The following is a 21,909-nucleotide window of genomic DNA, read 5'->3' on the forward strand; positions in this document are numbered from 1 at the left end:
GTCATTTCCCCTGATTGCGCGCGACCGAGCGCACGTAGAACAGGCCGAATGCGATGCAGAAACCAAAAGCGATGACGGCCTGGGTCATGGCGCCAATGGGGTCCTGCACATCGCGCAGCGTGCGCTGCATGAAGGGGCCGATCATTTCGGGAGATGCCGGTCCGAGCAGATAGGGCAGGGTGAAGGAGGAAAAAATGCCGAGCACCGAAAAGGACAGCGCAACGAGGATGGAGTTGGAAATGCGCGGCAGGATGATATGCCGGAAGACCTGAAGGGCATTCGCCCCCACGTCGCGCGCGGCCTCCACCGACTGGTTGGCGACACTGCCGAGCCCCGCGAGCAGGATCAGCACGGTCAGCGGAATATTGTCCCACACAAGGCCGATCACCGGTCCCCAGGGCGTGAGATAGGGTGTGCGGATCTTCGGCAGATGGACCGCATTGAGCAATATATCCACCATGCCGTTCGGCCCCAGAACGCGGATGAAGGCGAAAGCGAGGATGATGGAGGGCACGAACATCGGAAAGATCGCCAGCGCCTGCACATAGGCCGGCAGACGGCCCTGCGAAAAGCGGAGATAAAGCGCGATCGGCAGGCAGATCACCAGCAGAAGCGCCGCGCAGACCAGCGTGGTCCAGAGCGTGACGGCGAGATTGTCGAGGCTGTAGCGATCCGAGAAGAAGAAAACATAGCTCGACAGATCGAAACTCGATTGACCGTCGGCACCCTTGCGCCAGACGGTGCGGCCGATCGCGTTGATGGCCGGCCAGATGACGAGCCAGATCATCAGGAAAACGGGAATGGCGACGAGCAGGAGGCCGATTGGCCTCCTGCCTGCCGTATTGTCGATGAGCGGGCGGACCGCTCCTTCCGCAACCTCGGTCACGACTTGCGGTCGACGTTCGGGGCGACGTTGCGATACCAGCCATCATTGATGGCGGTTTCCCATTTGCCGGCCGGGAAGGTCGGAATGGTTTGCGGGATGATGTCGGCAAAGCGCTTGCGCAGGTCGGCCGATACATGGTCCCAGGAAACGCCGGGGAAGCCGCCCAGTTCGGTGAGGATGGCGCCCTGAATTTCTTCCGACAGCACGAAATTGGCGAGCTTCAAGGCTGCGTCGCGATTGGCGCCGTTCGCAAGCACAACGGCGCGCGAGAAATCACCACAAAGTGCCAGATCCTGAAGCTGGACGAGGCCGGTTTCCTTCGGCAGAACGCCCTGATCGATGGCCTTCAGCACCTGATCGGACCAAACCGGGGTCATGGTGACGACACCCTGGGAAAGAAGCTGCAGCGACTGCGTGTTGCCGGAGGAATATGCGCCCTTGTCATAAAGCGACGGGGCGATGTCGTTCAGCAGCGCCCATGCCTTGCCGAGAGCCTTGTCACCGGTTTCCTGGGTGTAGTTGTCGACCGTGAAGGCCTTGGGATCGAGACCGTTGGCCTGATGGATGGCGCGGCGGACGAAGTTGCCGCCGGAGCCGCCCTTGTCGGGACGGTTGTAAACGAACTGGCCGGGATTGGCCTTGATCCATTTGACGAGTTCATCCCAGGTCTTCGGTGCATCCGCCGGCTTGAGCTTGCTGGTGTCATAAGCGAGCAGAACCTGGCTGCCGCGATAGGGCAGGCTGTATTCGCTGCGGATGGCGAGCGGGTTGACGCGCGAATAGTTGGAAAGGCCGGCCTTCGCCATGTTCACATAGATGCCGGCATCGATGGCGCCGGCGGGCAGCAGCGGATCGGCCGTTTCGAAATAATCGGCCTGCGGATCGGTGCCGGTCTGTTTTGCGGCGATGGCGCGCTCACCGATGGCGATGATGCCGGCGCCGTCGCCGGCATCGACGAGATTGAGCTTGAGGCCGGGATTGGCGGCTTCGAAAGCGGGCTTGATCGTGTTGGACCAGAAATCGAGGATATTGGTATCCGAGCTGGTGTACCAGTCGATCGTGCCCGGCGCGGCAAAGCTCATGCGGGGTGCGAGGGCGAGACCGGCGGCGGCGCCTGCGGCGGACATCATAAAGGTGCGGCGTTTCATCTATGTCTCCGATGTTTTCGGCGCGAGTGAACTCTGAGCGCTGACCCTCTGGAAGCGGTGGGAGAGGCGCTGACCGGTCGTTGCACAGCTGTGCATTTTTTTGGCGGTCGGCGGCGGTTCTAATGCCTTTCCATAACGCTTTCGTGACGGCCGATGCGGACGGGCACGGCTGCAAACCTTCAGGCGGATAAGAGGAAAAGAGAATGTGATCCCGGCATTGTTGGGTCGGCTTCATTGCGATTTCTGCGGAGAAAAATCGAATATCGCATATATTGCGTCTGCTACCGCATCGAGGCCGCGCATCCGATTCGGTCTGAATGATTGTCTGCGAGACCGACGGGCAGGTAGCGGAATTGCAGCAGGGGGAGGGAAGCGATGATCGCGGCTTATATTGACGAATTCATCATGTTTTGCGCCGGCCTGTGGATGACATGTGTCGGCTTTGGTTATCTGCCATTGTCGAAAAATACGGACAGCCAACCGCCCGTCGTCCGTCACTTCAAATGGATGGGACCTTTGCTGCTTGTCATCGCACTCGTTCTTGCCGTGGCCAGCTGAGAGAAATCGAGGCAAAGAAAAACCCTGCTGAAGCGGGGTTTCAGCTTACCAGCCCTGACGGCCGTACCTTGCCCTTCATCTGTCTCCAGTAGTCTTCAACGCGATTCCAATCCGTCGGGTTCTCCCTTTCCTGTTTGCTTGCACCGGTAAATACCGCGTGGCCCGCACGGCAGGCGTTGCCACGAAAAGATCACGATTCATTCAGCCACAGTTCACCCGGCGTGGCGCTAAATCCCCGCATCCCACAAGGAGGGAAATAAGATGCGCAAGATGATTTTAACCGCCGGACTGATCTTCGGCGCCCTGTTCGGCACCGGCGCGAACGCCATGCCACTCGGCCAGCCGTCCGCACCTTCGGTATCCCACGTTCAAAAGGTGGATTATGCCTGCGGACGCGGCTTTCACCTGTCACCCCGCGGTTATTGCCGTCCGAATGGCCCGCCCCGTTACGAGCGCGGCTGGGACCGCCGCGATCGCTGGGAAGCCCGCAGGGAATGGCGTGAACGCCAGGCCAGACGGGAATGGCGCGAATGGCGGGATCGTCGGGACTACCGGGATTACCGCGACCGTCGCGATTATTATCGATATTGATCGGACAGGGCCCTCTCCAGCCGGGAGGGCCTTTCTTTTATGCGGTGAAGCCTCATCATCGCGCCCGTGGACAGAGGGTGCCTGACGAGGTCACCACGGCCTGAAGCAAAATTGCATTCGGCCTGAGGAAACCCGGGCCGCAGTTTCGGGTTAGTCCCATATCACCGTCCCAAGGAGGATATGATGGACATCACCAGACGCACCATTCTCACCGCCGGTGCGGCAACTGCCGCCGTTGCAATCTTTCCCCGGCCACATGTCGCACGCGCCGCGCTGCCTCTGGCGCAGCCGAAACTTCCCTTTGCCGAGGCCGATCTGGCGCCGGTCATTTCGGCAAGAGCGGTCGGCCTGCATTATGGAAAACACCACAAGGCCTATTTCGACAAGCTGAACACGCTTGCGGCCGGCACCCGTTATGCCGACATGGAGCTGGCCGAGATCGTGACGGAGGCCGCCAGATCGAAGGCGGCGGCGGATGTCAAAATTTTCAACAATGCCGCGCAGGCATGGAACCACGTCGCCTATTGGGATCAATTCGTTCCAGGCGGGCCGAACCGGCCGACGGGCAAACCTGCCGCTGCCGTAAACGAGACCTTTGGCGATTATGACGGTTTCATCAAGCGTGCGGTCGATGTTTCCGATACGGTGTTCGGCACCGGCTGGGTGTGGCTGACACGGGATGATGACAACAGGCTCGCGCTGGTCGGATATGAGGACGGCAACAACCCGGTCGCCGTCGGCCGCCCGGCCTATCTCGGCGTCGATATTTGGGAACACGCCTATTACCTCGATTATGAAAACCGCAAGGCGGAACATATCCGCGCGGTGCTCGACAGGCTGGTCAACTGGCGGGTCGTCGAAGAGCGCATGAAGGCCTGACGGGTCTTTCCTGTCTTGGGGCCTGCCGGGACGTCCGGTCCCCGGCGGGTTGCCCTGAGGTGCATTTGAGCTACTATGCGCCCATGGCGAGGAGGCCATGTATAAGGAGGGTTCATGATTTACCGGTCTTCAAAACGGCGCACCGTGTTGAAACTTGCCGCTGCGGCGGTGTCTTTTGGCATGATGGGAACGGCTGCGAGTGCCGCGGGTTTTCCCGATCGAACGATCACGCTGGTCGTTCCTTTCGCGGCGGGCGGCTCCACCGATGTGGTCGCGCGTGTCATCGCACAGAAGATGGGTGATGAACTCGGCCAGCAGATCGTGGTTGAAAACGTCGCCGGTGCCGGCGGCAATCTTGGCGCCGATCGGGTGGCCCGTGCCGAGCCGGACGGCTATACGATCCTGATGGGCACCGTTGCCACCCATGCGCTCAACCCGCTCATTCTCAAGACGAAACCCTATGATCCGGAAAAGGATTTCACGCCGGTTTCGCTGCTTGTCGTGGTTCCGAATGTGCTGGTGGTCAATCCGAAACTCAACGTCAACAGCGTCGAGGAGCTGATCGCGCTTTTGAAGGCCGAGCCCGACAAATATGCCTATGCCTCTTCCGGCAACGGCACGCCGCTGCATCTTTCCGGCGAACTGTTCAAGAGCATGGCGGGCGTCAGCATGCAGCATGTGCCCTATAAGGGCGCAGGCCCGGCGCTCAACGATCTTCTCGGCAACCAGATCTCCATCATGTTCGACAATCTGCCGTCCTCGTCCGGACATATAAAATCCGGCACCCTGCGGGCGCTCGGCGTCACCACCAAGGAGCGGGCTTCGTCCTTCCCGGATCTGCCGACGATTGCAGAAACCGTACCGGGTTACGAAACCTATACCTGGAACGCGCTCTTTGCGCCGGCAGGCACGCCGGCCGATGTGGTCGACAGGCTGAACGCCGCCGCCAAGAAGGCGCTTGCGGATGCGGGTGTCGCCGCACGCATGGCTGATTTCAGCGCCAAGATCGTCGCCTCCTCGCCGGATGAGCTGAAAACCCACGTCGCGGCGGAAATCGCCAAGTGGGGACCCGTCGTCAAGGCCGCCAATGTGCAGATGGACTGATCAGGATCGGTAAATCCGGTTTTGACACCAAAAAAAATCGTGGCCGGGTCCCCATCGGTATCGGCCACGATCATTGCTGTGGCGCCAGCCGCTGTGTCGTTTCCGCATCACTTGCCATAAGGTTGCAAAAATCCGCTTGGCAAGGTCGAGCGGCTCAGCTACAAATTCATCACCGCGTCAGATCGAACAAGGGAGGCGTTGCATGACATCAGCATTCATCAAAACCCTCCCGCAGGGCATGACCAGACACTAGGTCATATCCATTCGCGGCCCGCCTTATGCGCGCCCGACATGCGGTTTTGTTTTCCCCCATAGCCCGATTGATCTGACGGGATCATTTTGTCTTCCCGCCCGGGCTGTGCCATCCAACTTCCGTTTTGAGGACCGGTCGTCCTGTTTTTGGGCGCCGGGCTGGTTAAAATGTCAAGCAAGAAGCTCGATTTCCGCGCCGATGCCTATCGCCATGTGCTCGGCTTTGTTTTCAACCATTGGAGCCACCGAAAGGCGCTCGTTGGTTTCATCATCGTGCTGGTGGTTGCCAGCACGCTCGCCGAAGTCATGGTGCCGGTCTTTTCCGGCCAGATCGTCGATGCCATTGCCGGCGGGAATGGTGGCGCCAATGCGGGCGCCAGTGGGGGCAACGGCGCGCTGCGCGCCTTCGTCATCGTGGTGGCGCTCGGCCTCACCAGTGTTGTGCTGCGCTGGTTCATCTTCAACGGCATCATCCGGCTGACGCTGAAGACCATGGCGGATGTCACCAATAACGGCTTCCACAAGGTGCAGCGTTTCTCCACGGACTGGCACGCCAACAGCTTTGCCGGCTCGACGGTGCGCAAGATCACGCGTGGCATGTGGGCGCTGGATTCGCTCAACGACCTGCTGCTCGTGGCGCTCCTGCCATCCATCGTCATGCTGGTGGGCGCCACCATTGTGCTCGGCAGCTACTGGCCGGTCATGGGTCTGATCGTCGGCCTCGGCTCGCTGATCTATATCGGCGTCACCGTCGGGCTTTCGATGGGGTATGTGTCGCCGGCGGCACGGCTTGCCAATGCCTGGGATACCCGGCTTGGCGGGGCACTGGCGGATGCGATCAGCTGCAACGCGGTGGTCAAGGCCTTCGGTGCTGAAACCCGCGAAGAAGAGCGGCTCGGCCATGTTTTGGTGAAATGGGACAACCGGACGCGCAGGACCTGGAAACGCGGCACGCTGAACGGCACGATCCAGAGCTTCATGATGGTGTCGATGCAGGCGGGCATCCTCGGCACTGGCCTCATCATGTGGCAGAAGGGTCTGGCGACCCCCGGCGACATCACCTTCGTGCTGGCGATGTTCTTCGTATTGCAGGGTTATCTGCGCGATGTGGGCCAGGATATCCGCAACCTGCAGCGTGCCGTCAACGACATGGAAGAGCTGGTGCTGCTCGACAAGATGCCGCTGGGTGTCGAAGACAGGCCGGACGCGAAGCGGATCAATATCGGCAAGGGCGAGATCGTCTTCGATCACGTCACCTTCCAGTATGGTGCGCATGCAACCCCGCTTTATGAGGACTTCTCTGTCACCATCAAGCCGGGCGAGCGTGTGGGTCTGGTCGGTCATTCCGGTTCGGGCAAGACGACCTTCGTCAAGCTCATCCAGCGCCTTTACGACATAAAGGCGGGGGCGATCCGCATCGACGGGCAGAACATCGCCGATGTCACGCAGGCAAGCCTGCGCGGCCAGATCGCCATCGTGCAGCAGGAACCGATCCTGTTCCACCGCACGCTGGCGGAAAACATCGCCTATGGCCGGCCGGATGCCTCGCGTCGTGAGATCGAGCAGGCGGCGAAGCAGGCGAGTGCCCATGATTTCATCATGTCCCTTCCCAAGGGATATGAGACCATGGTGGGCGAACGTGGTGTCAAGCTGTCGGGCGGCGAGCGCCAGCGTGTCGCCATTGCCCGCGCCTTCCTGGCGGATGCGCCGGTGCTGATCCTCGACGAGGCGACATCAAGCCTCGACAGCGAAAGCGAAGTGCAGATCCAGCAGGCGATGGAACGGCTGATGGATGGCCGCACGACGCTCGTCATCGCCCACCGACTTTCCACGGTCCGGGCGCTCGACCGGCTGCTGGTGTTCGACAAGGGCAGGATTGTCGAAGAGGGTGACCATCAGGCGCTGATCCGGCTCCATGACGGCATCTATCGCCGGCTGTTCGAACGGCAGGCGCTGGAATTGACCAAGGGTCTTGTGGCCTGAAAAAAAAAGAGACGCCGGGGGCATCCTCCCGGCGTTTCCTCTGGAAATACTGAACCCACGCCACGAACGCGCCGCTTTGTTCGCTTAAGGGCGTTTTCTCCGCAATACCAACAGGATGGTGCACCATGGATTTCAACCCGATCACAAAGCCGCAACGCCTTGTCATCAGGAGAACCCATATCCATGCCGCATTCCATCACCCTTTCAGACCTCTCGTGGGCAACACCTGACGGTCATCCGCTTTTTTCCAACATCAATCTTCGCTTCGGCCTTGAACGCGTTGGCCTTGTCGGGCGCAACGGCGTCGGCAAGACGACGCTTCTGAAGCTGATCGCCGGTGAGTTGCCACCCTCTGCCGGCACGGTCTCCGTTTCCGGCAGGATCGGCGTATTGCGGCAAAGCGTGCAGGTCGGGGACGACGAGACCATCGCCGACCTGTTCGACGCGCGCCATGCGCTGCAGGTCCTTTCGCGCGCGCAGGCAGGAATGGCGACGCTCGAGGAACTCGGCGACGTCGACTGGATGCTGGAGGAGGCGATTGCCGAGGCGTTGGCCGGGGTCGGGCTCGATGCATCCCCCACCACACCGCTTTCCGCGCTCTCGGGCGGGCAACGCACACGGGCAGCACTTGCCGCGCAGATCCACGCCGCGCCGGATTTCCTGATCCTCGACGAACCGACCAACAATCTCGACCGCGATGGCCGCATCTTCGTTGCCGATTTCCTGGCGGGCTGGCGTGGCGGCGCGATCGTGGTCAGCCATGATCGCGAACTTCTCGAGACGCTCGATGCCATAGTCGAGATGACCTCGCTCGGTGCCACGCGCTATGGCGGCAACTGGAGCCATTACCGCGCGCAAAAGGCCCTGGAACTGGCGGCTGCCGAACAGGACCTTGCCAGCGCCGAAAAACGGCTCTCCGAGGTCAGGAGGAAGTCGCAGGAGGCGTTGGAACGCAAGGCCCGCCGCGATGCGAAGGGGGCTGCAAAGGCGGCGAAGGGGGACATGCCGCGCATCGTTGCCGGCGGCATGAAAAGACGCGCCGAAAAGACCAGCGGTGACAATGCCAATCTCGCTACCCGCCTGAAAGCCGAAGCGACGGATGATGTGCGCACGGCGCGTGAAAGGATCGAAATCCTGCAGGACGTTACCGTCACCCTGCCGCCCAGCGGCCTGCACGCGACGAAAACAGTGCTGAGCCTGCAAAAGCTGACTGCGGGATATTCCGCCGAACATCCCGTGCTTGTCGATCTGTCCTTCGAGATCACCGGTCCGCAACGGGTCGCCGTTACCGGTCCGAACGGATCGGGAAAAACGACGCTGCTGTCGGTGATAACAGGGGATTTGCCACCCTTCGCAGGAAGGTTTCACCTCGGTGTCAACGCGGCGTTCCTCGACCAGCAGGTCAGCCTGCTGGATGCGAAACTGTCGATCCGCGATAACTTCCTCAGGCTCAACCCGCAATCAGGGGAAAATGCCTGCCGGGCAGCGCTTGCGCGCTTCATGTTCCGGTCCGATGCGGCCTTACGGATTGTCGGAACACTTTCAGGCGGGCAGATGCTGCGTGCCGGCCTTGCCTGTGTCCTCGGTGGTCCTCAGCCGCCGCAATTGCTGATCCTTGATGAGCCGACGAACCATCTGGATATCGACTCCATCGCCGCCGTGGAGGCGGGCCTCAGGGCCTATGACGGCGCCTTGCTGGTCGTCAGCCATGACGAGGCGTTTCTCACCAGCATCGGCATTGATCGGCGGCTGGAACTTGGGGCCTTATCCGATGCGCCTCAGTAATTCACCGTCACGACGACCGTATCGGAGTAATTTCCCGGTGCCGGTGTGTTCTGCGCCGGCACGCGCCCATAGACGGTCAAAGTCTGCAGGCTGCCGTTTCCCGTGCCGGTAGCGATTTGCCCGGTGGCGCTTCCCCACACATTGGTGCGACCTATATCGCGATAGAGGCCGTAGATGATGGATGACGCACCCTGCACCATCTGGCGTGCAGCGGGCGGGCTGTTGCTCAGGCCGCCATTCAGCGCCACGCTGTAGTTCAGGCCGTTGGTGCAGGTGAGATTGATGGCGCCATTCGCATCGACCGCCGCGTTGAGCACGCCGTGGCTGCCGAAATCGATGTTCTGGGCCGAGATGATGCAGGTGGGCGCCACCGCGGCGCTCACGGTGAAAGGCACCTGCGTGGGGTTCTGGGTCACGGAGGAGCAACTCGGTGCGATCAAGGTAAAACCCGTATAGGTGAAGCTGGTCTCGGCGCCGGCAAAGCTGGAGAGATAAAGGCCGCGCGCTGCAGAGGCCTGGCCCGCATTGATCCTGCCGTAAACCGTGCGGGTCGTGGTGTTGATCAGCAGCGGCAGCGCCATATCGATCGGCGGCGGCGAGCCGAGCGCCGGCTGACTGACCGATCCCCAGGAGGTCGTTCGGGCGGAATTCTGATAGAGCTGGTAATTGAGGATGTTGCTGCCCTGGAGCATCCGCCGGATGCCGCCCGACTGTCCACCGCTGCCGGCATTGATGTTGGGGCAGATGCGAATGGAAAGCGCCAGCGACAACGGGTTATTGCAGGTCACCGACAATGTCGCCGTGGTGTCCACCGCAGCGCCACCTGCGAGGTTGACGAAGCCGAAATTCATATCCGACATGCTGAAGGTGCAGGTTTGCGCCAGAACCGGGGAGGCGGCGAAAGAAGCGGCGATGGCAAGCGCAGCTCGGATCAGGACCTTCATTGAACGCTCCTGCAGAGGGTTTCGAGAGTTGCGCGTTGAGCGCCTGCGGTAGGGACAGTGATTTCGGCCTCGCATTTTCCCCTGGTGGGTTGGGTGATGCTGAGCCGATGGGTTTCGCCGATATTGTCGAGATAGGCCTGCCCGTCGTAGCCGACGATGAACTCGCGCTTGCCGTCGATCGTGCCGGTTGATCCGGTTTCGATGAAGTCGCCGCTTTCGTTTTTCAGCGTCACAAGCGCCACCTGGCCTTCGGTTTCCACCTTGAAATTGACGACCGCGCCGGCACGCTCGGTCGGCCTCACCGTCTGTTTCGTGCGGTCGATGCGGGCGTCGACGGGCAGGTTGCTGGGGTCGAGCGTGATGTTGTTGACGTCATAGGCGCGCAGGTTCGGCAGCAATATCTTGCCGCGACGGTTCGTCTGGCCTATCGGGCGGTTTTCGAGCAGGATATCGACACCGGGCGCGCCCGCATCCACGATGGCGAAGGCGTCGTCGATCCGGTTGCCAACAAAGACATCACCGCCGGCGAGCGCGATCGATCCTTCGATCTGGGCATAGGCCTGTGTCGTGTGGTTGAACTGGTCGATACCGGCCGAAACCCGTGCGGCGCTGCCGCGATAGCTGCCGGATGCGGAGACGATGTCGTTGCCGCCGAGCGCGCCGCGCAGCCGCCAGCCATAACTTCCCTCCGCCTGTTCTTCGGATTTCACGACTTCCGCCGTCAGCGAATATCCATCGGCATTGGAGGACATGCCGGCGGAGCCCGAGACACCGCCGCCGAACGACCAGGAGAGGCCGGCAAAAATGCCGTAAGAGTTGCTGTCTTCGAGGTCCTTGTAGGCGGTGATGAAGATATTGCCGTTTTCACCAAAGGGCCGTGTGGCGGAGAGACCGAGAAGGCGGGATCGGCGCTCGTCGAAGGTTTCGAGCTGGGTGTAGGAGAAGTTCAGGCTGGTTTCATCGAAACCCAGCTGCGTGGAAACGGAAATCTGGTCGAGGGCGCGCGGCGGCCGCACGCTGAGCAGTCCGGATATTGGCTGGTTTTTCGATGAACTGGCCGAGACGGAGGCCATGTCGTTATAGTCGCCGAATGCCCGTTGCGATCGTGCATTAATTCTTACCCCGAGCAATTCGGCCTCGACGCTTGCGGAAAGCTGATAGCCGCTCTCGTCGCCGAAACGGCTCGATGCGCCGGAAAGTGCCGCCAATCCGTGGGCCCCGAGCGTGAAAACACCGCCAAGGCCGATATTGTAGAAATCCTCGCCGCCTTCCGCATGGCCTTCGACCGTGAACCCGTCCGATACACCGTAACGCACCGTCGCCGATCCGAGCGGCCTGTCGTCATAATCGAAAGACGAGGTTCCGTAGTTGCGCCGGGCAAAACCGAGTTCGGCAGAGAAATCGAGGAGGCCCTGCGCCAGCAGGTCCGGCGAGGTATAAAACGGCGTTTCCGACACGATTTCGCGGCCGAGCGCATCCCGCACCACCAGTCTCGCATTGCCTGCGCCGCTGATGACGGGAAGATTGGTGATGGAGAAGGGGCCTTCCGGCACATCCTGCGACAGGCGGCGGATATTGTTGACATAGACATCGACCGTGGAGGGCACGGCGGCGGAACCGGCAAATTCGGGCATGGGCATGGTGACGATATCCGGCCGCAGATCGAAATTCCGGCGGATTTGCAGGCCACCCAGCCGGGTAGGGCGGGTCCAGCTCAGCCCGCCGGTGATCAGGTCGCCGGCCCGGTAGGTCGTCAGCGTTTCTTCGTTCGAATAGCTCCAGGTGGTATCGAGGCGCTGCGTATCGAATTCCGACAGGCGCGATGTGCTCAGAACCTGGGACGAGGACAGGACGCCGAGCGGGCCGAAGACCCGGCTTTCCAGAAGGGCGGAAACGCCGTTGAAATCGGCGAGATCCGACCATGTGCCACCGCCGGACGAGCCATAGATCGTGTAGTTCACCAGACCTCCAAAATCGCTCGTGGCCTTTTCCTCGGTCTCTTCATCTTCCTCCTGCGTACTTTTGCCGGAGGCGTCGATCACCTTGCTCGCGCGGGCCGCCATCGACAGGGTGAAATGCACGGACTGGGTGCTTTCATCGTAACGCGCCGTCACATCCGGCAGCCGGGAGAGATCGATCCAGCCATCCGCGCCTATGGCGTTCTCAACCGGAGAAATCCCGATATTCTTCAGCTGATCCGGCTCGATGAGAAGCGATCCGGCGTCGTTTTGGCGAAATGTCGCGATCAGGTCCGTCGAAACATCGTTGATGTAGACTTCGAGCTGCAATTGTCCCGCTTCTCCTGCGGCAAAAGAAGGCGGTGCTGCCGCAGGGGGAATATCCTGCGCCATGGAGAAACTGCCCGAAAAAAAGACCGTCAAACCGGCAATCGTCAAAACGGCAAGGTCAGCCGCCCGAGACGCGCGCCGTCGCATTGACGGGGCCGCCTTCGCTGTCTGCCGAAATCTTCAGCGTGCCGCCGGCCTTGCCGCCCGTTGCCGGAACGAGGAAGGTTGCCGCGGATTTGCCGAGCACGTAGCCCACCAGTCCCTGCTGGCGGCCAATCGGCTGGCCGTTGCCGCCGGAAAGTATCAGGTTGGCGATCCTGATCCGCCTCTCACCGGCGTTCGACACCGAGACCCTGTAACCCTTGCCCTGCGGCGTCACCTTCCAGACCGGCTCCGCATCACCGGTGGAGGCGGGCGAGAAGAAGATGGGTATGGAGTGGCGGACCACCAGATTGACGGTGCCGGATTGCGGTTTTCCCGCCGGCGGCAATTCGTCGACGATGATGCGGTAACTCTCCTCCGCCCTGATGGGTGTTTTGGAAAGCCGGACGATGCGGATGAGATTTTCCGCGCCACCCTTCAGCTGCGTCATCGGCGGGCTGGCGACGACGTCGTTTACCGCCGTGTAGACATCCTGGCCATTTTGCTGGGTCCAGCGGAAAATCCGGACCTGCACGTTGATCGGGGTTTTCGCATCGTTCCAGATGCGCAGGCTGGAGGCCGCCGTCGGGGCCTTGAGATCGAGAAGAACGGGGGCGACCCGCAAGGATGCAGCCTGTGAAGGCGAGACACTCAAACCGGCAAAAAACGCAGCCGCTAAGGTAAAAAGACGCATGCGCGATCCTCCTTATGGCGATCAGTAGTTGAGCGTGGCCGTCACCGTATCGGTATAGACGCCGACCGCAGGTGTCGTCTGGGCAGGTACGCGCCCGTAGACAGTGAAGGTCTGCGGTGCCCCGGTTCCCGTACCCGTTTGCCGGTCCGTTCCAACGGTGTTCCCCCACACCGTGCTATGTGCCGCAGTCGTATAGAGCGAGTAGGATATGGTCGCACCCGCGGGCGATGTCATCAGTCGGTTGGCAACCGTCGCCCCCGAGCCGGCACCGGCGCTGAGGCCGAGGCTATAGGGTGTGCTGGCCGTGCATTGCACGACAATGTTACTGGTTGCGTCGATGTTGCTGCCGATCACGCCATTGGTCCCGAAGTCGAGATTGCCGGCCGAATTGATCTGGCATGCCGCCTGAATGGTGATCTGAACGTTGAAATTTGTCGTGGCGACCTGCGCGAGGCCTGATGCCGGTGTGAGAACAAGTGCCGCCAGCGATAACAAGTAGCCTGATGTCGAAAACCTCATGCTGCCTCCCCAAGCTGCCGCGCTGCCGGTTACCCGGAACGCGCCTTCGAACTACGCCAAAAACGGGTAATTAGAATGGTCTAATATTCGCGCTGATTTGGTTAATAAATCCTTAATGAAGGGATCGTGAAAAACCACTGGCTGAATTATATTGATGGGTACAATCGAAAGTATATTCACCTGGGCAGGTTGCGGTGCCGGGATCGACGCTAAATCCCTTCTGCGGGTTTTTACTGAAATGCGACATCTTGTCAGCAAGCCCCGGTTGGCGTACTCGAAATCGATAGAAACCCGGGCCGATGAGCAATACCGTTGGGTGGCGCTCTGTATCGGCTCCATAGACATCATGACGTTGGGATTGCGATGAACCTTTACCTGGATTACCTGGCTGAAATCAAAAGCAGAGAACAACAGGGGCTTGCTCCCAAACCGATCGATGACGGCGCACTGACGGCCGAAATCATCGCCCTCATCAAGGATGCCGGCAGCGAGTACCGCGCCGATGCGCTGAAATTCTTCATTTACAACACCCTGCCGGGCACCACGAGCGCCGCTGGCGTCAAGGCTGCCTTCCTGAAGCAGATCATTCTCGGCGAAGTGCCCGTTCCGGAAATCACGCCGTCCTTCGCGCTGGAACTGCTGTCGCACATGAAGGGTGGTCCTTCCATCGAGGTTCTGCTCGATATCGCGCTCGGCAACGACGCCGCGATCGCCGCCGAGGCTGGCGAAGTGCTGAAGACCCAGGTCTTCCTTTATGATGCCGACATGTTCCGCCTGCGCGATGCCTACAAGGCCGGCAATGCGATCGCCAAGGCCGTGCTGGAAAGCTACGCCAAGGCCGAATTCTTCACCAAGCTTCCGGATGTCGAGGACGAGATCAAGATCGTCACCTTCATCGCCGCCGAAGGCGATATTTCCACCGACCTCCTGTCGCCCGGCAATCAGGCGCATTCGCGCTCCGACCGCCAACTGCACGGCCAGTGTATGATCTCGCCGGAAGCGCAGGCGGAAATCGTCGCGCTGCAGAAGCAACACCCCGACAAGCGGGTGATGATGATCGCCGAAAAGGGCACGATGGGCGTCGGCTCGTCGCGCATGTCCGGCGTCAACAACGTGGCGCTGTGGACCGGCAAGCAGGCCAGCCCCTATGTACCCTTCGTTAACTACGCCCCCATCGTTGCCGGTACCAACGGCATTTCGCCGATCTTCGCCACCACCGTCGACGTGACGGGCGGTATCGGCATCAACCTCAAGAACTGGGTGAAGAAGCTCGGCGAAGACGGCAAGCCGATCCTCAACAATGACGGCAACCCGATCCTCGAGCAGAAATATTCGGTCGAGACCGGCACCGTCCTCAAGATCGATGCCAAGAACCGCAAGCTTCGTGACGAGGCCGGCACGGAACTGGTGGATATCGCCGCCGCCTTCACGCCCCAGAAGATGGAGTTCATGAAGGCCGGCAGCTCCTACGCCATCGTTTTCGGCAAGAAGCTGCAGACATTCGCGGCCCAGACGCTCGGCGTCGAGGTGACCCCGGTCTTTGCACCGAACAAGGAAATCGCGATCGAAGGTCAGGGTCTCACCGCCGTCGAGAAGATCTTCAACCGCAACGCCGTTGGTGTTACGCCCGGCAAGGTGCTGCATGCCGGCTCGGACGTTCGCGTCAAGGTCAACATCGTCGGCTCGCAGGATACGACCGGCCTGATGACCGCGCAGGAACTGGAAGCGATGGCGGCCACCGTCATTTCGCCGCTGGTGGATGGCGCCTATCAGTCGGGCTGCCATACGGCCTCCGTCTGGGACAAGAAGGCGCAGGCGAACATTCCGAAGCTCATGTCCTTCATGAACAATTTCGGCGTCATCACCGCGCGTGACCCGAAGGGCGTCTATCATTCCATGACGGACGTGATCCACAAGGTGCTGAACGACATCACCGTGGATGACTGGGCGATCATCATCGGCGGCGACAGCCATACCCGCATGTCCAAGGGCGTGGCCTTCGGCGCCGATTCCGGCACCGTCGCGCTGGCGCTGGCAACGGGTGAGGCGACCATGCCGATCCCGCAATCGGTCAAGGTCACCTTCAAGGGCACGATGCAGCCCTATATGGACTTCCGCGACGTGGTGCATGCCACGCAGGCGCAGATGCTGAAGCAGCACGGCGACAACGTCTTCCAGGGCCGCATCATCGAAGTCCATATCGGCACGCTGCTCGCCGACCAGGCCTTCACTTTCACCGACTGGACGGCCGAAATGAAGGCCAAGGCGTCGATCTGCATCTCGCAGGACGAAACGCTGATCGAGTCGCTGGAAATCGCCAAGTCGCGCATCCAGATCATGATCGAAAAGGGCATGGATAACGCCGCCCAGACGCTCAAGGGCCTGATTGACAAGGCGGATCAGCGCATTGCTGAAATCCGCTCGGGCGAAAAGCCGGCGCTGAAGCCCGATGACAATGCGAAATATTTCGCCGAAGTCGTCGTGGATCTGGACGTGATCGACGAGCCGATGATCGCCGACCCTGACGTCAACAACAACGACGTGTCCCGGCGCTACACCCACGATACGATCCGCCCGGTCTCCTATTATGGCGGCACCAAGAAGGTCGATCTCGGTTTCGTCGGTTCGTGCATGGTGCACAAAGGCGATATGAAGATCGTCGCCCAGATGCTGAAGAACATCGAGAAGTCCGAAGGCAAGGTCGAGTTCAAGGCGCCGCTCGTCGTCGCCGCGCCGACCTACAACATCATCGATGAGCTGAAGGCCGAAGGCGATTGGGAAATCCTGCAGAAATATTCGGGCTTCGAGTTCGATGATCTGAAGCCGAAGACCAGCAACCGGACGGAATACGAGAACATCCTCTATCTCGAACGCCCGGGCTGCAACCTGTGCATGGGCAACCAGGAAAAGGCCGAAAAGGGCGATACGGTTCTCGCAACCTCCACCCGCCTGTTCCAGGGCCGCGTGGTGGAAGATACGGCTGAAAAGAAGGGTGAATCGCTGCTGGCCTCCACGCCGGTCGTGGTGCTCTCGGCCATCCTTGGCCGTACGCCGAGCATCGAGGAATATCGCTCCGCCGTCGAAGGGATCGACCTGACGAAGTTCGCCCCGCCGAAGGTAACGCCGATCGATTCCCAGTCGGTGCATTACTGAGGCCGTGATTGTCGCCGCGCGGGGGTAAGACCGCCCGTGCCGGCGACCCACTGAAAATATCGGTTGAACGACCACAGCGGGGAGAAATCCCCGCTGTTTGTCTTTGATAGAGCGCGAACAGCCCTAGATGCGCGCCTCCAGGACCATGTTGAAAGGCCCCGTAAAGGCTCGGCTGACATGCGTGAACCCACCTGAGCGGATGACTTCGGCAAGCTTCGCTTCGCCAGCCTGGGCGCCCAATCCTTCACCGACTTCCTGATCGAGCGACGTCGGTACGCAGATCATGGTCGATGCGTTGTAATAGAGGCGGCCGACGGGGTTCATGTTGTCCTGAGGGCGATCGCCGGCGATGGGCTCGACGATCATCCATGTGCCGTCCTTTTTGAGGATACGGGACATGTGCCCCGCGCACCCACGCGGATCCCCCATATCGTGCAGGCAGTCGTAACTGGTTATGAGATCGAAGTCCTTGTCTTCGATGTCCTTGGCCGTTGCCGCGAGGAACTTGACCCGGTCATCCACCCCGTGGTTTCGGGCATGCCTGTTCGCCTCTTCGATGGATGGCTCGTGGAAGTCATAGCCTATGAAGCTTGTGTTGGGATAAGCCTCGGCCATGAGAATCGTCGAAAAACCGACGCCACAGCCGACATCGGCAACCTTGGCACCCTTCACCAGTTTTTCCTTGACGCCTTGCAGGGCAGGCAGCCACGATTGCACGATATTGTTCACATATCCCGGACGGAAGAACGCGCCCGTCGCACAGAACAGGCAACCTGCGGTGTCTCCCCACCGCACCCCGCCGCCTGTGCGGAAGCTCTGTTCGACCTTCGGTTCTCCTTCGATCATCGCGGCCACCAGATCGAAAGCCCCTTCCAGATAGACGGGACTGTCCTTGTTGACGAACACCATCGCCTGCTCGGGTGAGAGACTGAACATCCCGGAGCTGCCGTCATAGTCGATGTATCCGTTTGCCGCCTGTGCCAGGGCCCACTCCCTGACATATCGCTCCGACAGGCCGCCGGATGCTGCCGCCAGCCCTGCGGATGTCAGCGGCCCGGCGCGATGCAGCGCATCGAACAGGCCCAGCCTCAAGCCGATCCTGACGGTCGGAACGCTGAAGGCGCCACCAAGGTCACCCAGCATTTTGCCAATGAAAGAATGCAATTTTGCTTCGTCGATCTGTGTCATCTCATTCCCCCCAATTTGCTTCGTTGGCGGGCAAAGGCTGACCGCAAATTGATGCGTCAGTGAATGCTCGTAGGCCATATAACATAGCCGAATACCCCTTAAACCGATATCGCTCTTTTCGGTGGTGCGTTCCTGTCCGGGGTCACCCACACGGGCGATAGACGATGGTTTGGGGAAGTCGTAAACTGGTCGGCAGAGGAGGCAACGATATACTCTTGGGAGGAAACAATGCCTATCTTCATGGACCGGCACGAGCTTGCCGGAGTTTCAGCGGCGGATATTGCCGCAGCACACCTCAAAGATATCAACATCCAGGATCGGTATGGCGTCAGGTTCTTAACCTACTGGTTTGATGAAAGGCGTGGCACGGCCTTTTGCCTTATGGACGCTCCGGATGCCGAAACCGCGCAGTGCGTGCATCGGGAAGCGCACGGCTTTGTCGCCAGCGAAGTGGTGGAAGTTGCCCTGTCGGCTGTCGAAGCGTTTCTGGGGCGAATACAGGATCCGGTAGCGGTTGGGACTGCCTCGAAAAACATGGATGCCGGCCATCGCGCGATCCTTTTCACGGATATTGTCGGTTCAACTGAAATGACGTCGCGCCTCGGTGATCGTATGGCGGCGGAACTCATCCGGGCGCATGATGCTCTCGTGCGTGGTTGTCTGGGGCGACGATCGGGACGGGAGGTCAAACACACCGGTGATGGCATAATGGCCGTGTTCTCCTCCACGCCATTTGCCGTGGACTGCGCCATTGATATCCAGCGCGAGTTCCATCGCTATAACAGCGAAAACGGCGAGCCGCTTCACATCCGCATCGGACTGGATTGTGGGGAGCCGATCGAAGACAGCAATGATTTCTTCGGCACCACCGTGCAATTGGCCGCAAGACTTTGCGCTGCCGCCCAGAGCGATCAAATCCTGATATCGGACAAGACCTTCCAGGAATATGGCGGCGCCGATGTCCTTGTGCATGGCGATCGTTACAGTCTGAAAGGATTTGCCGAACCGGTTCTCGCTTATCGCTGCGAATGGCTGCATTAGCGACGGCCTGTGCCGCGATCGGAAGGATCACATTGTCCTTGCGCAATATTTGACGCTGAGAGCGTCCGCTGAAACATGGCGCAAGCCACCTGCGCCGTGTGATGGGGAATGTATGCTCTCATCTGCGTCAAAATGGCTGATGTTGTCTGCAGCGGTTTTGAAGTAGTGCTTCCTAACAATAGACAGTATCGAGTCACAGCCTGGAATATCTGAAATGTGGGATTTTTTCCCTATAGTCTTCTTGCCGTTCAAGCTTCTCGTGTTAGGCGTGGGCATGTTTTTCGCCATCAAGTGGCATCACGATCAAGCGAAAAACAAATAACGAAACCCGCGAACCTTAAGCGCCCGCGGATTAGAGAAGCGCCGTCCATTTAGTCCGCCTGTGTGCTGGCGTGGGCAACGCCAGCACACTTGCACTTGATCAGACGCCTTGCCCCCAAACGGTGCAAGGCGGAAAGGCAGTGATCAATCGGGACGCTGCAGCAAAGCCAGAGCGACCGTGGATGCGGCCAGGATCGCGGTCAGAGCCAACGGAGCTGTAGCACCGTAGGAATCGACGATATAGCCGCCAAAAACCGCACCGATACTGATAGCCACCTGAAAAGAAACGACCATCAGGCTGCCCGCTGCCTCCAGGGCATCGGGCGCGCCGCGGGAAAGGTTGGTGGGCAGCACCACAGGCGCCATGCCGAAGGCAAGGCCCCAAAGGGCGACGAGAGCAAATGCAGCACTGGTATGAACACCCCAGACAACGAGGGCAATCGTCGCAAATGCCATCAGGGCGGCGGTGACGATGAGTGCGAGGCGGATACTGGTGTCAGCCATCCGGCCCCCCAGCACATTGCCGATTACGGAGGCGACGCCAAAGCCGAGCAGGGCGAGGGCAATCGGCGTGGTGTCAAGCAGCGTCACCTGTTCGAGGAAGGGACGCACATAGACCGAACCGGCAAAATGCCCCGTCATCAGCAACAGGATTGCAAGCATCCCCAGTTGAACGCTGCGCCGCCGCGTCAGCCGCAGAACATCGGAAAGGCTGTTGCTCGTGCTTGCCGGCAGCGACGGCAGGCTGAGTATCTGCAGCAGCATGGCAATGACGGCAAGTCCCGCCGTCATCGACATGGCGATGCGCCATCCCAGCCAGTCACTGATCAGGGCGCCCATTGAAGGGGCAGCGATGGTGGCAAGCGAAACGCCGAGGGTGACGATAGCCATGCCGCGCCCGGTCGAATTTGCGCCGACGAGCCGCGCCACAACCGCAACCGAAAGCGCCCAGAAACCGCTGAGCGCGATCCCCAGTCCCGCCCGGCCTACCAGCAATAGCCAGAAATCGCTCGCAAATGACGCCAGAATGTTGGAGCCGATCGCCAGCGCGCTAAGGCCGACAAGCACGGTCTTGCGGTTCAGTTTGCCGATCAGAACATTGCTCAGCAAAGCCGTCACGGCGCCTACGGAAGCGGTCGCCGTCACGACCTGTCCGGCCGTACCTTCGGTAATGCCGAGATCGCGCGCCATGGGCGTCAACAATCCCGCCGGCAGGAACTCGGCCGATACCAGCGCAAAGCTGGTGGCCGCCATCGAAAGAACCGCGAACCAGGTCGCAGCGGTCCATGCGGGTTGCTCGGCGGCCTCCAGGGCAATTGTTGACCCATCAAATTGGGATGTCGTGTCCGTCATGGTTTCTCTCCTTGAGTTGGGAGAGTTTTAGACGAATTTTTTCGGATGATATGTATCTAAAAATCCGAATTTCATGCCTATTCCTCCGAAATTTGTGCGTTGCACAACGTTCGGGCGCGCATGTGCGTTGCCGGTGGCCGGCAGCTTCCAGGCCAATGACGCCCTGGCGCTACGTCGTGCCGCGGTCGGAGGAATGGGAATTGCCATGCTGCCGCGTTTCGCAGCGGCCGGCGGGAGAAGACGCAGGCGGCCCTTCGATTGCCTGCGTCTTCGTCTCGATATTACTCTACATTGGCAGCGGCTTTGAGGATCACCTTGGCAACCTCGTCCGGCTGGGAAACCTGGGGTGAATGACTCGTTGAAAGCGTGACGACATGAGCCGAAATATTCTTGGCCATCACCTTCTGCAGGTCGGGCTGAAGCATGAAGTCATGCTCGGCGACGATGTACCAGGACGGCTTGGTCTTCCAGGCCGGGCTCCCGATTTTTTCCTCGAAGTTCTTTCCGCGGGTCGGCCTTTGCGTTGCCGCAATCACGCCGGCCTGTTCAGGCGCAACGTCCTGTGCCAGATACTTTGCAACACCATTCGCGGTCAGGGTCAGGAAGCCGTCCTTGTCGGCAACGAGTTCTGAAAAGCCGGCCGGCGTTGGATAGTCCTTGTTCAAGTCCGCAATCGACTGAGCTTCGCCAGGCGCATAAGCGGCGACGTAAACGAGGGAGCGAACATGCGCGTTGTTGCCAGCTTCGCTAATCACCACGCCGCCATAGGAATGACCCACAAGAATCACGGGGCCGGTCTGCGCATCAAGGACCCGTTTTGTCGAGGCGACGTCGTCGGCAAGCGACGTCAACGGGTTCTGAACCGCAACCACCTTCAGTCCCTGTGCCTGAAGAAAGGGGATTACTCTGCTCCATGCCGAGCCGTCGGCGAACGCGCCATGTACCAGAACAATGGTCGGATTTTCTTTGCCGGCCGCGCTGGTTGTCGTCGCGCCCGCGTTCACGGCGGTGCTGGCGAGCGTGGCAGCGAGGGCTGCTTTTTTTACAAAAGACATCATCTTATTCTCCGTTTGGAAACACA

18 protein-coding genes are annotated in these 21,909 nt (G+C 60.3%); 9 read left to right on the forward strand and 9 right to left on the reverse strand.

The window, feature by feature from the left end:
- Window position 1 precedes the first annotated feature (1 nt).
- Window positions 2-886 (reverse strand): ABC transporter permease, encoded by an 885-nt coding sequence (locus O3S81_RS12050; protein WP_269343428.1) that lies wholly within the window; start codon window positions 884-886, stop codon window positions 2-4.
- Complete coding sequence (locus tag O3S81_RS12055) at window positions 883-2,034, reverse strand: extracellular solute-binding protein (RefSeq protein WP_269343430.1); 1,152 nt, start codon at window positions 2,032-2,034, stop codon at window positions 883-885. The genes O3S81_RS12050 and O3S81_RS12055 overlap by 4 nt, the downstream gene beginning before the upstream one ends.
- 375 nt (window positions 2,035-2,409) lie before the next feature.
- Between O3S81_RS12055 and O3S81_RS12060 the strand changes: the two genes are divergently transcribed.
- The 6 genes from O3S81_RS12060 (at window position 2,410) to O3S81_RS12085 (ending at window position 9,186) form a co-directional block, all read left to right on the forward strand.
- Window positions 2,410-2,592: a hypothetical protein gene (locus tag O3S81_RS12060; protein ID WP_269343432.1), complete on the forward strand. Its 183-nt coding sequence runs from the start codon at window positions 2,410-2,412 to the stop codon at window positions 2,590-2,592.
- Between the two features lie 261 nt (window positions 2,593-2,853).
- Window positions 2,854-3,183 carry a GCG_CRPN prefix-to-repeats domain-containing protein gene (locus tag O3S81_RS12065; RefSeq protein WP_269343433.1) on the forward strand — a complete coding sequence of 110 codons (330 nt, stop codon included), beginning with the start codon at window positions 2,854-2,856 and terminating at the stop codon, window positions 3,181-3,183.
- A gap of 183 nt (window positions 3,184-3,366) precedes the next feature.
- Window positions 3,367-4,062, forward strand: coding sequence for a superoxide dismutase (locus O3S81_RS12070; protein WP_269343435.1), 696 nt, complete (start codon window positions 3,367-3,369; stop codon window positions 4,060-4,062).
- Window positions 4,063-4,176: 114 nt separating this feature from the next.
- Entirely contained in the window at window positions 4,177-5,166 is a 990-nt protein-coding gene (locus O3S81_RS12075; protein WP_269343437.1) for a Bug family tripartite tricarboxylate transporter substrate binding protein, read from the forward strand.
- Window positions 5,167-5,586: 420 nt separating this feature from the next.
- Window positions 5,587-7,401 (forward strand): ABC transporter ATP-binding protein, encoded by a 1,815-nt coding sequence (locus tag O3S81_RS12080; RefSeq protein WP_269343439.1) that lies wholly within the window; start codon window positions 5,587-5,589, stop codon window positions 7,399-7,401.
- A 183-nt stretch (window positions 7,402-7,584) separates the two neighbouring features.
- The gene (locus O3S81_RS12085; RefSeq protein ID WP_269343441.1) at window positions 7,585-9,186 is read left to right on the forward strand and encodes an ABC-F family ATP-binding cassette domain-containing protein; all 1,602 of its coding nucleotides are present in this window, start codon (window positions 7,585-7,587) and stop codon (window positions 9,184-9,186) included.
- On the opposite strand, the gene O3S81_RS12090 is transcribed toward O3S81_RS12085, so the two are convergent.
- Genes O3S81_RS12090 through O3S81_RS12105 form a run of 4 tightly spaced genes read right to left on the reverse strand, consistent with a single transcriptional unit; the run spans window position 9,180 to window position 13,772 of the window.
- The gene (locus O3S81_RS12090) at window positions 9,180-10,130 is read right to left on the reverse strand and encodes a Csu type fimbrial protein (RefSeq protein ID WP_269343443.1); all 951 of its coding nucleotides are present in this window, start codon (window positions 10,128-10,130) and stop codon (window positions 9,180-9,182) included. The genes O3S81_RS12085 and O3S81_RS12090 overlap by 7 nt on opposite strands.
- Entirely contained in the window at window positions 10,127-12,565 is a 2,439-nt protein-coding gene (locus O3S81_RS12095) for a fimbria/pilus outer membrane usher protein (RefSeq protein WP_269343445.1), read from the reverse strand. The genes O3S81_RS12090 and O3S81_RS12095 overlap by 4 nt, the downstream gene beginning before the upstream one ends.
- Window positions 12,537-13,253 (reverse strand): fimbrial biogenesis chaperone, encoded by a 717-nt coding sequence (locus O3S81_RS12100; protein WP_269343447.1) that lies wholly within the window; start codon window positions 13,251-13,253, stop codon window positions 12,537-12,539. Before O3S81_RS12100 ends, O3S81_RS12095 begins: the two co-directional genes overlap by 29 nt.
- Before the next feature lie 21 nt (window positions 13,254-13,274).
- On the reverse strand, window positions 13,275-13,772 hold the full coding sequence (locus O3S81_RS12105; protein ID WP_269343450.1) for a Csu type fimbrial protein: 498 nt from the start codon (window positions 13,770-13,772) through the stop codon (window positions 13,275-13,277).
- Window positions 13,773-14,135: 363 nt separating this feature from the next.
- On the opposite strand from O3S81_RS12105, the gene O3S81_RS12110 reads away from it, so the two are divergent.
- Window positions 14,136-16,925 (forward strand): bifunctional aconitate hydratase 2/2-methylisocitrate dehydratase, encoded by a 2,790-nt coding sequence (locus tag O3S81_RS12110; RefSeq protein ID WP_269343452.1) that lies wholly within the window; start codon window positions 14,136-14,138, stop codon window positions 16,923-16,925.
- 123 nt (window positions 16,926-17,048) lie between these two features.
- Here O3S81_RS12110 and O3S81_RS12115 read toward each other — a convergent pair whose 3' ends face one another.
- Entirely contained in the window at window positions 17,049-18,113 is a 1,065-nt protein-coding gene (locus O3S81_RS12115) for a class I SAM-dependent methyltransferase (protein WP_269343528.1), read from the reverse strand.
- A 228-nt stretch (window positions 18,114-18,341) separates the two neighbouring features.
- On the opposite strand from O3S81_RS12115, the gene O3S81_RS12120 reads away from it, so the two are divergent.
- Window positions 18,342-19,154: a nickel-binding protein gene (locus tag O3S81_RS12120; protein WP_269343454.1), complete on the forward strand. Its 813-nt coding sequence runs from the start codon at window positions 18,342-18,344 to the stop codon at window positions 19,152-19,154.
- Window positions 19,155-19,619: 465 nt separating this feature from the next.
- On the opposite strand, the gene O3S81_RS12125 is transcribed toward O3S81_RS12120, so the two are convergent.
- Window positions 19,620-20,828: an MFS transporter gene (locus tag O3S81_RS12125; RefSeq protein WP_269343455.1), complete on the reverse strand. Its 1,209-nt coding sequence runs from the start codon at window positions 20,826-20,828 to the stop codon at window positions 19,620-19,622.
- Window positions 20,829-20,901: 73 nt separating this feature from the next.
- On the opposite strand from O3S81_RS12125, the gene O3S81_RS12130 reads away from it, so the two are divergent.
- Window positions 20,902-21,135: a LysR substrate-binding domain-containing protein gene (locus tag O3S81_RS12130; RefSeq protein WP_269343457.1), complete on the forward strand. Its 234-nt coding sequence runs from the start codon at window positions 20,902-20,904 to the stop codon at window positions 21,133-21,135.
- Here O3S81_RS12130 and O3S81_RS12135 read toward each other — a convergent pair.
- Window positions 21,110-21,886, reverse strand: a complete 777-nt coding sequence (locus tag O3S81_RS12135) for an alpha/beta fold hydrolase (RefSeq protein WP_269343459.1) — start codon at window positions 21,884-21,886, stop codon at window positions 21,110-21,112. The genes O3S81_RS12130 and O3S81_RS12135 overlap by 26 nt on opposite strands.
- Between the last annotated feature and the right edge of the window lie 23 nt (window positions 21,887-21,909).

The sequence above is a fragment of the Agrobacterium sp. SOY23 genome (genome assembly GCF_027212525.1).
In the GTDB taxonomy this organism is placed as follows: domain Bacteria; phylum Pseudomonadota; class Alphaproteobacteria; order Rhizobiales; family Rhizobiaceae; genus Agrobacterium; species Agrobacterium tumefaciens_I.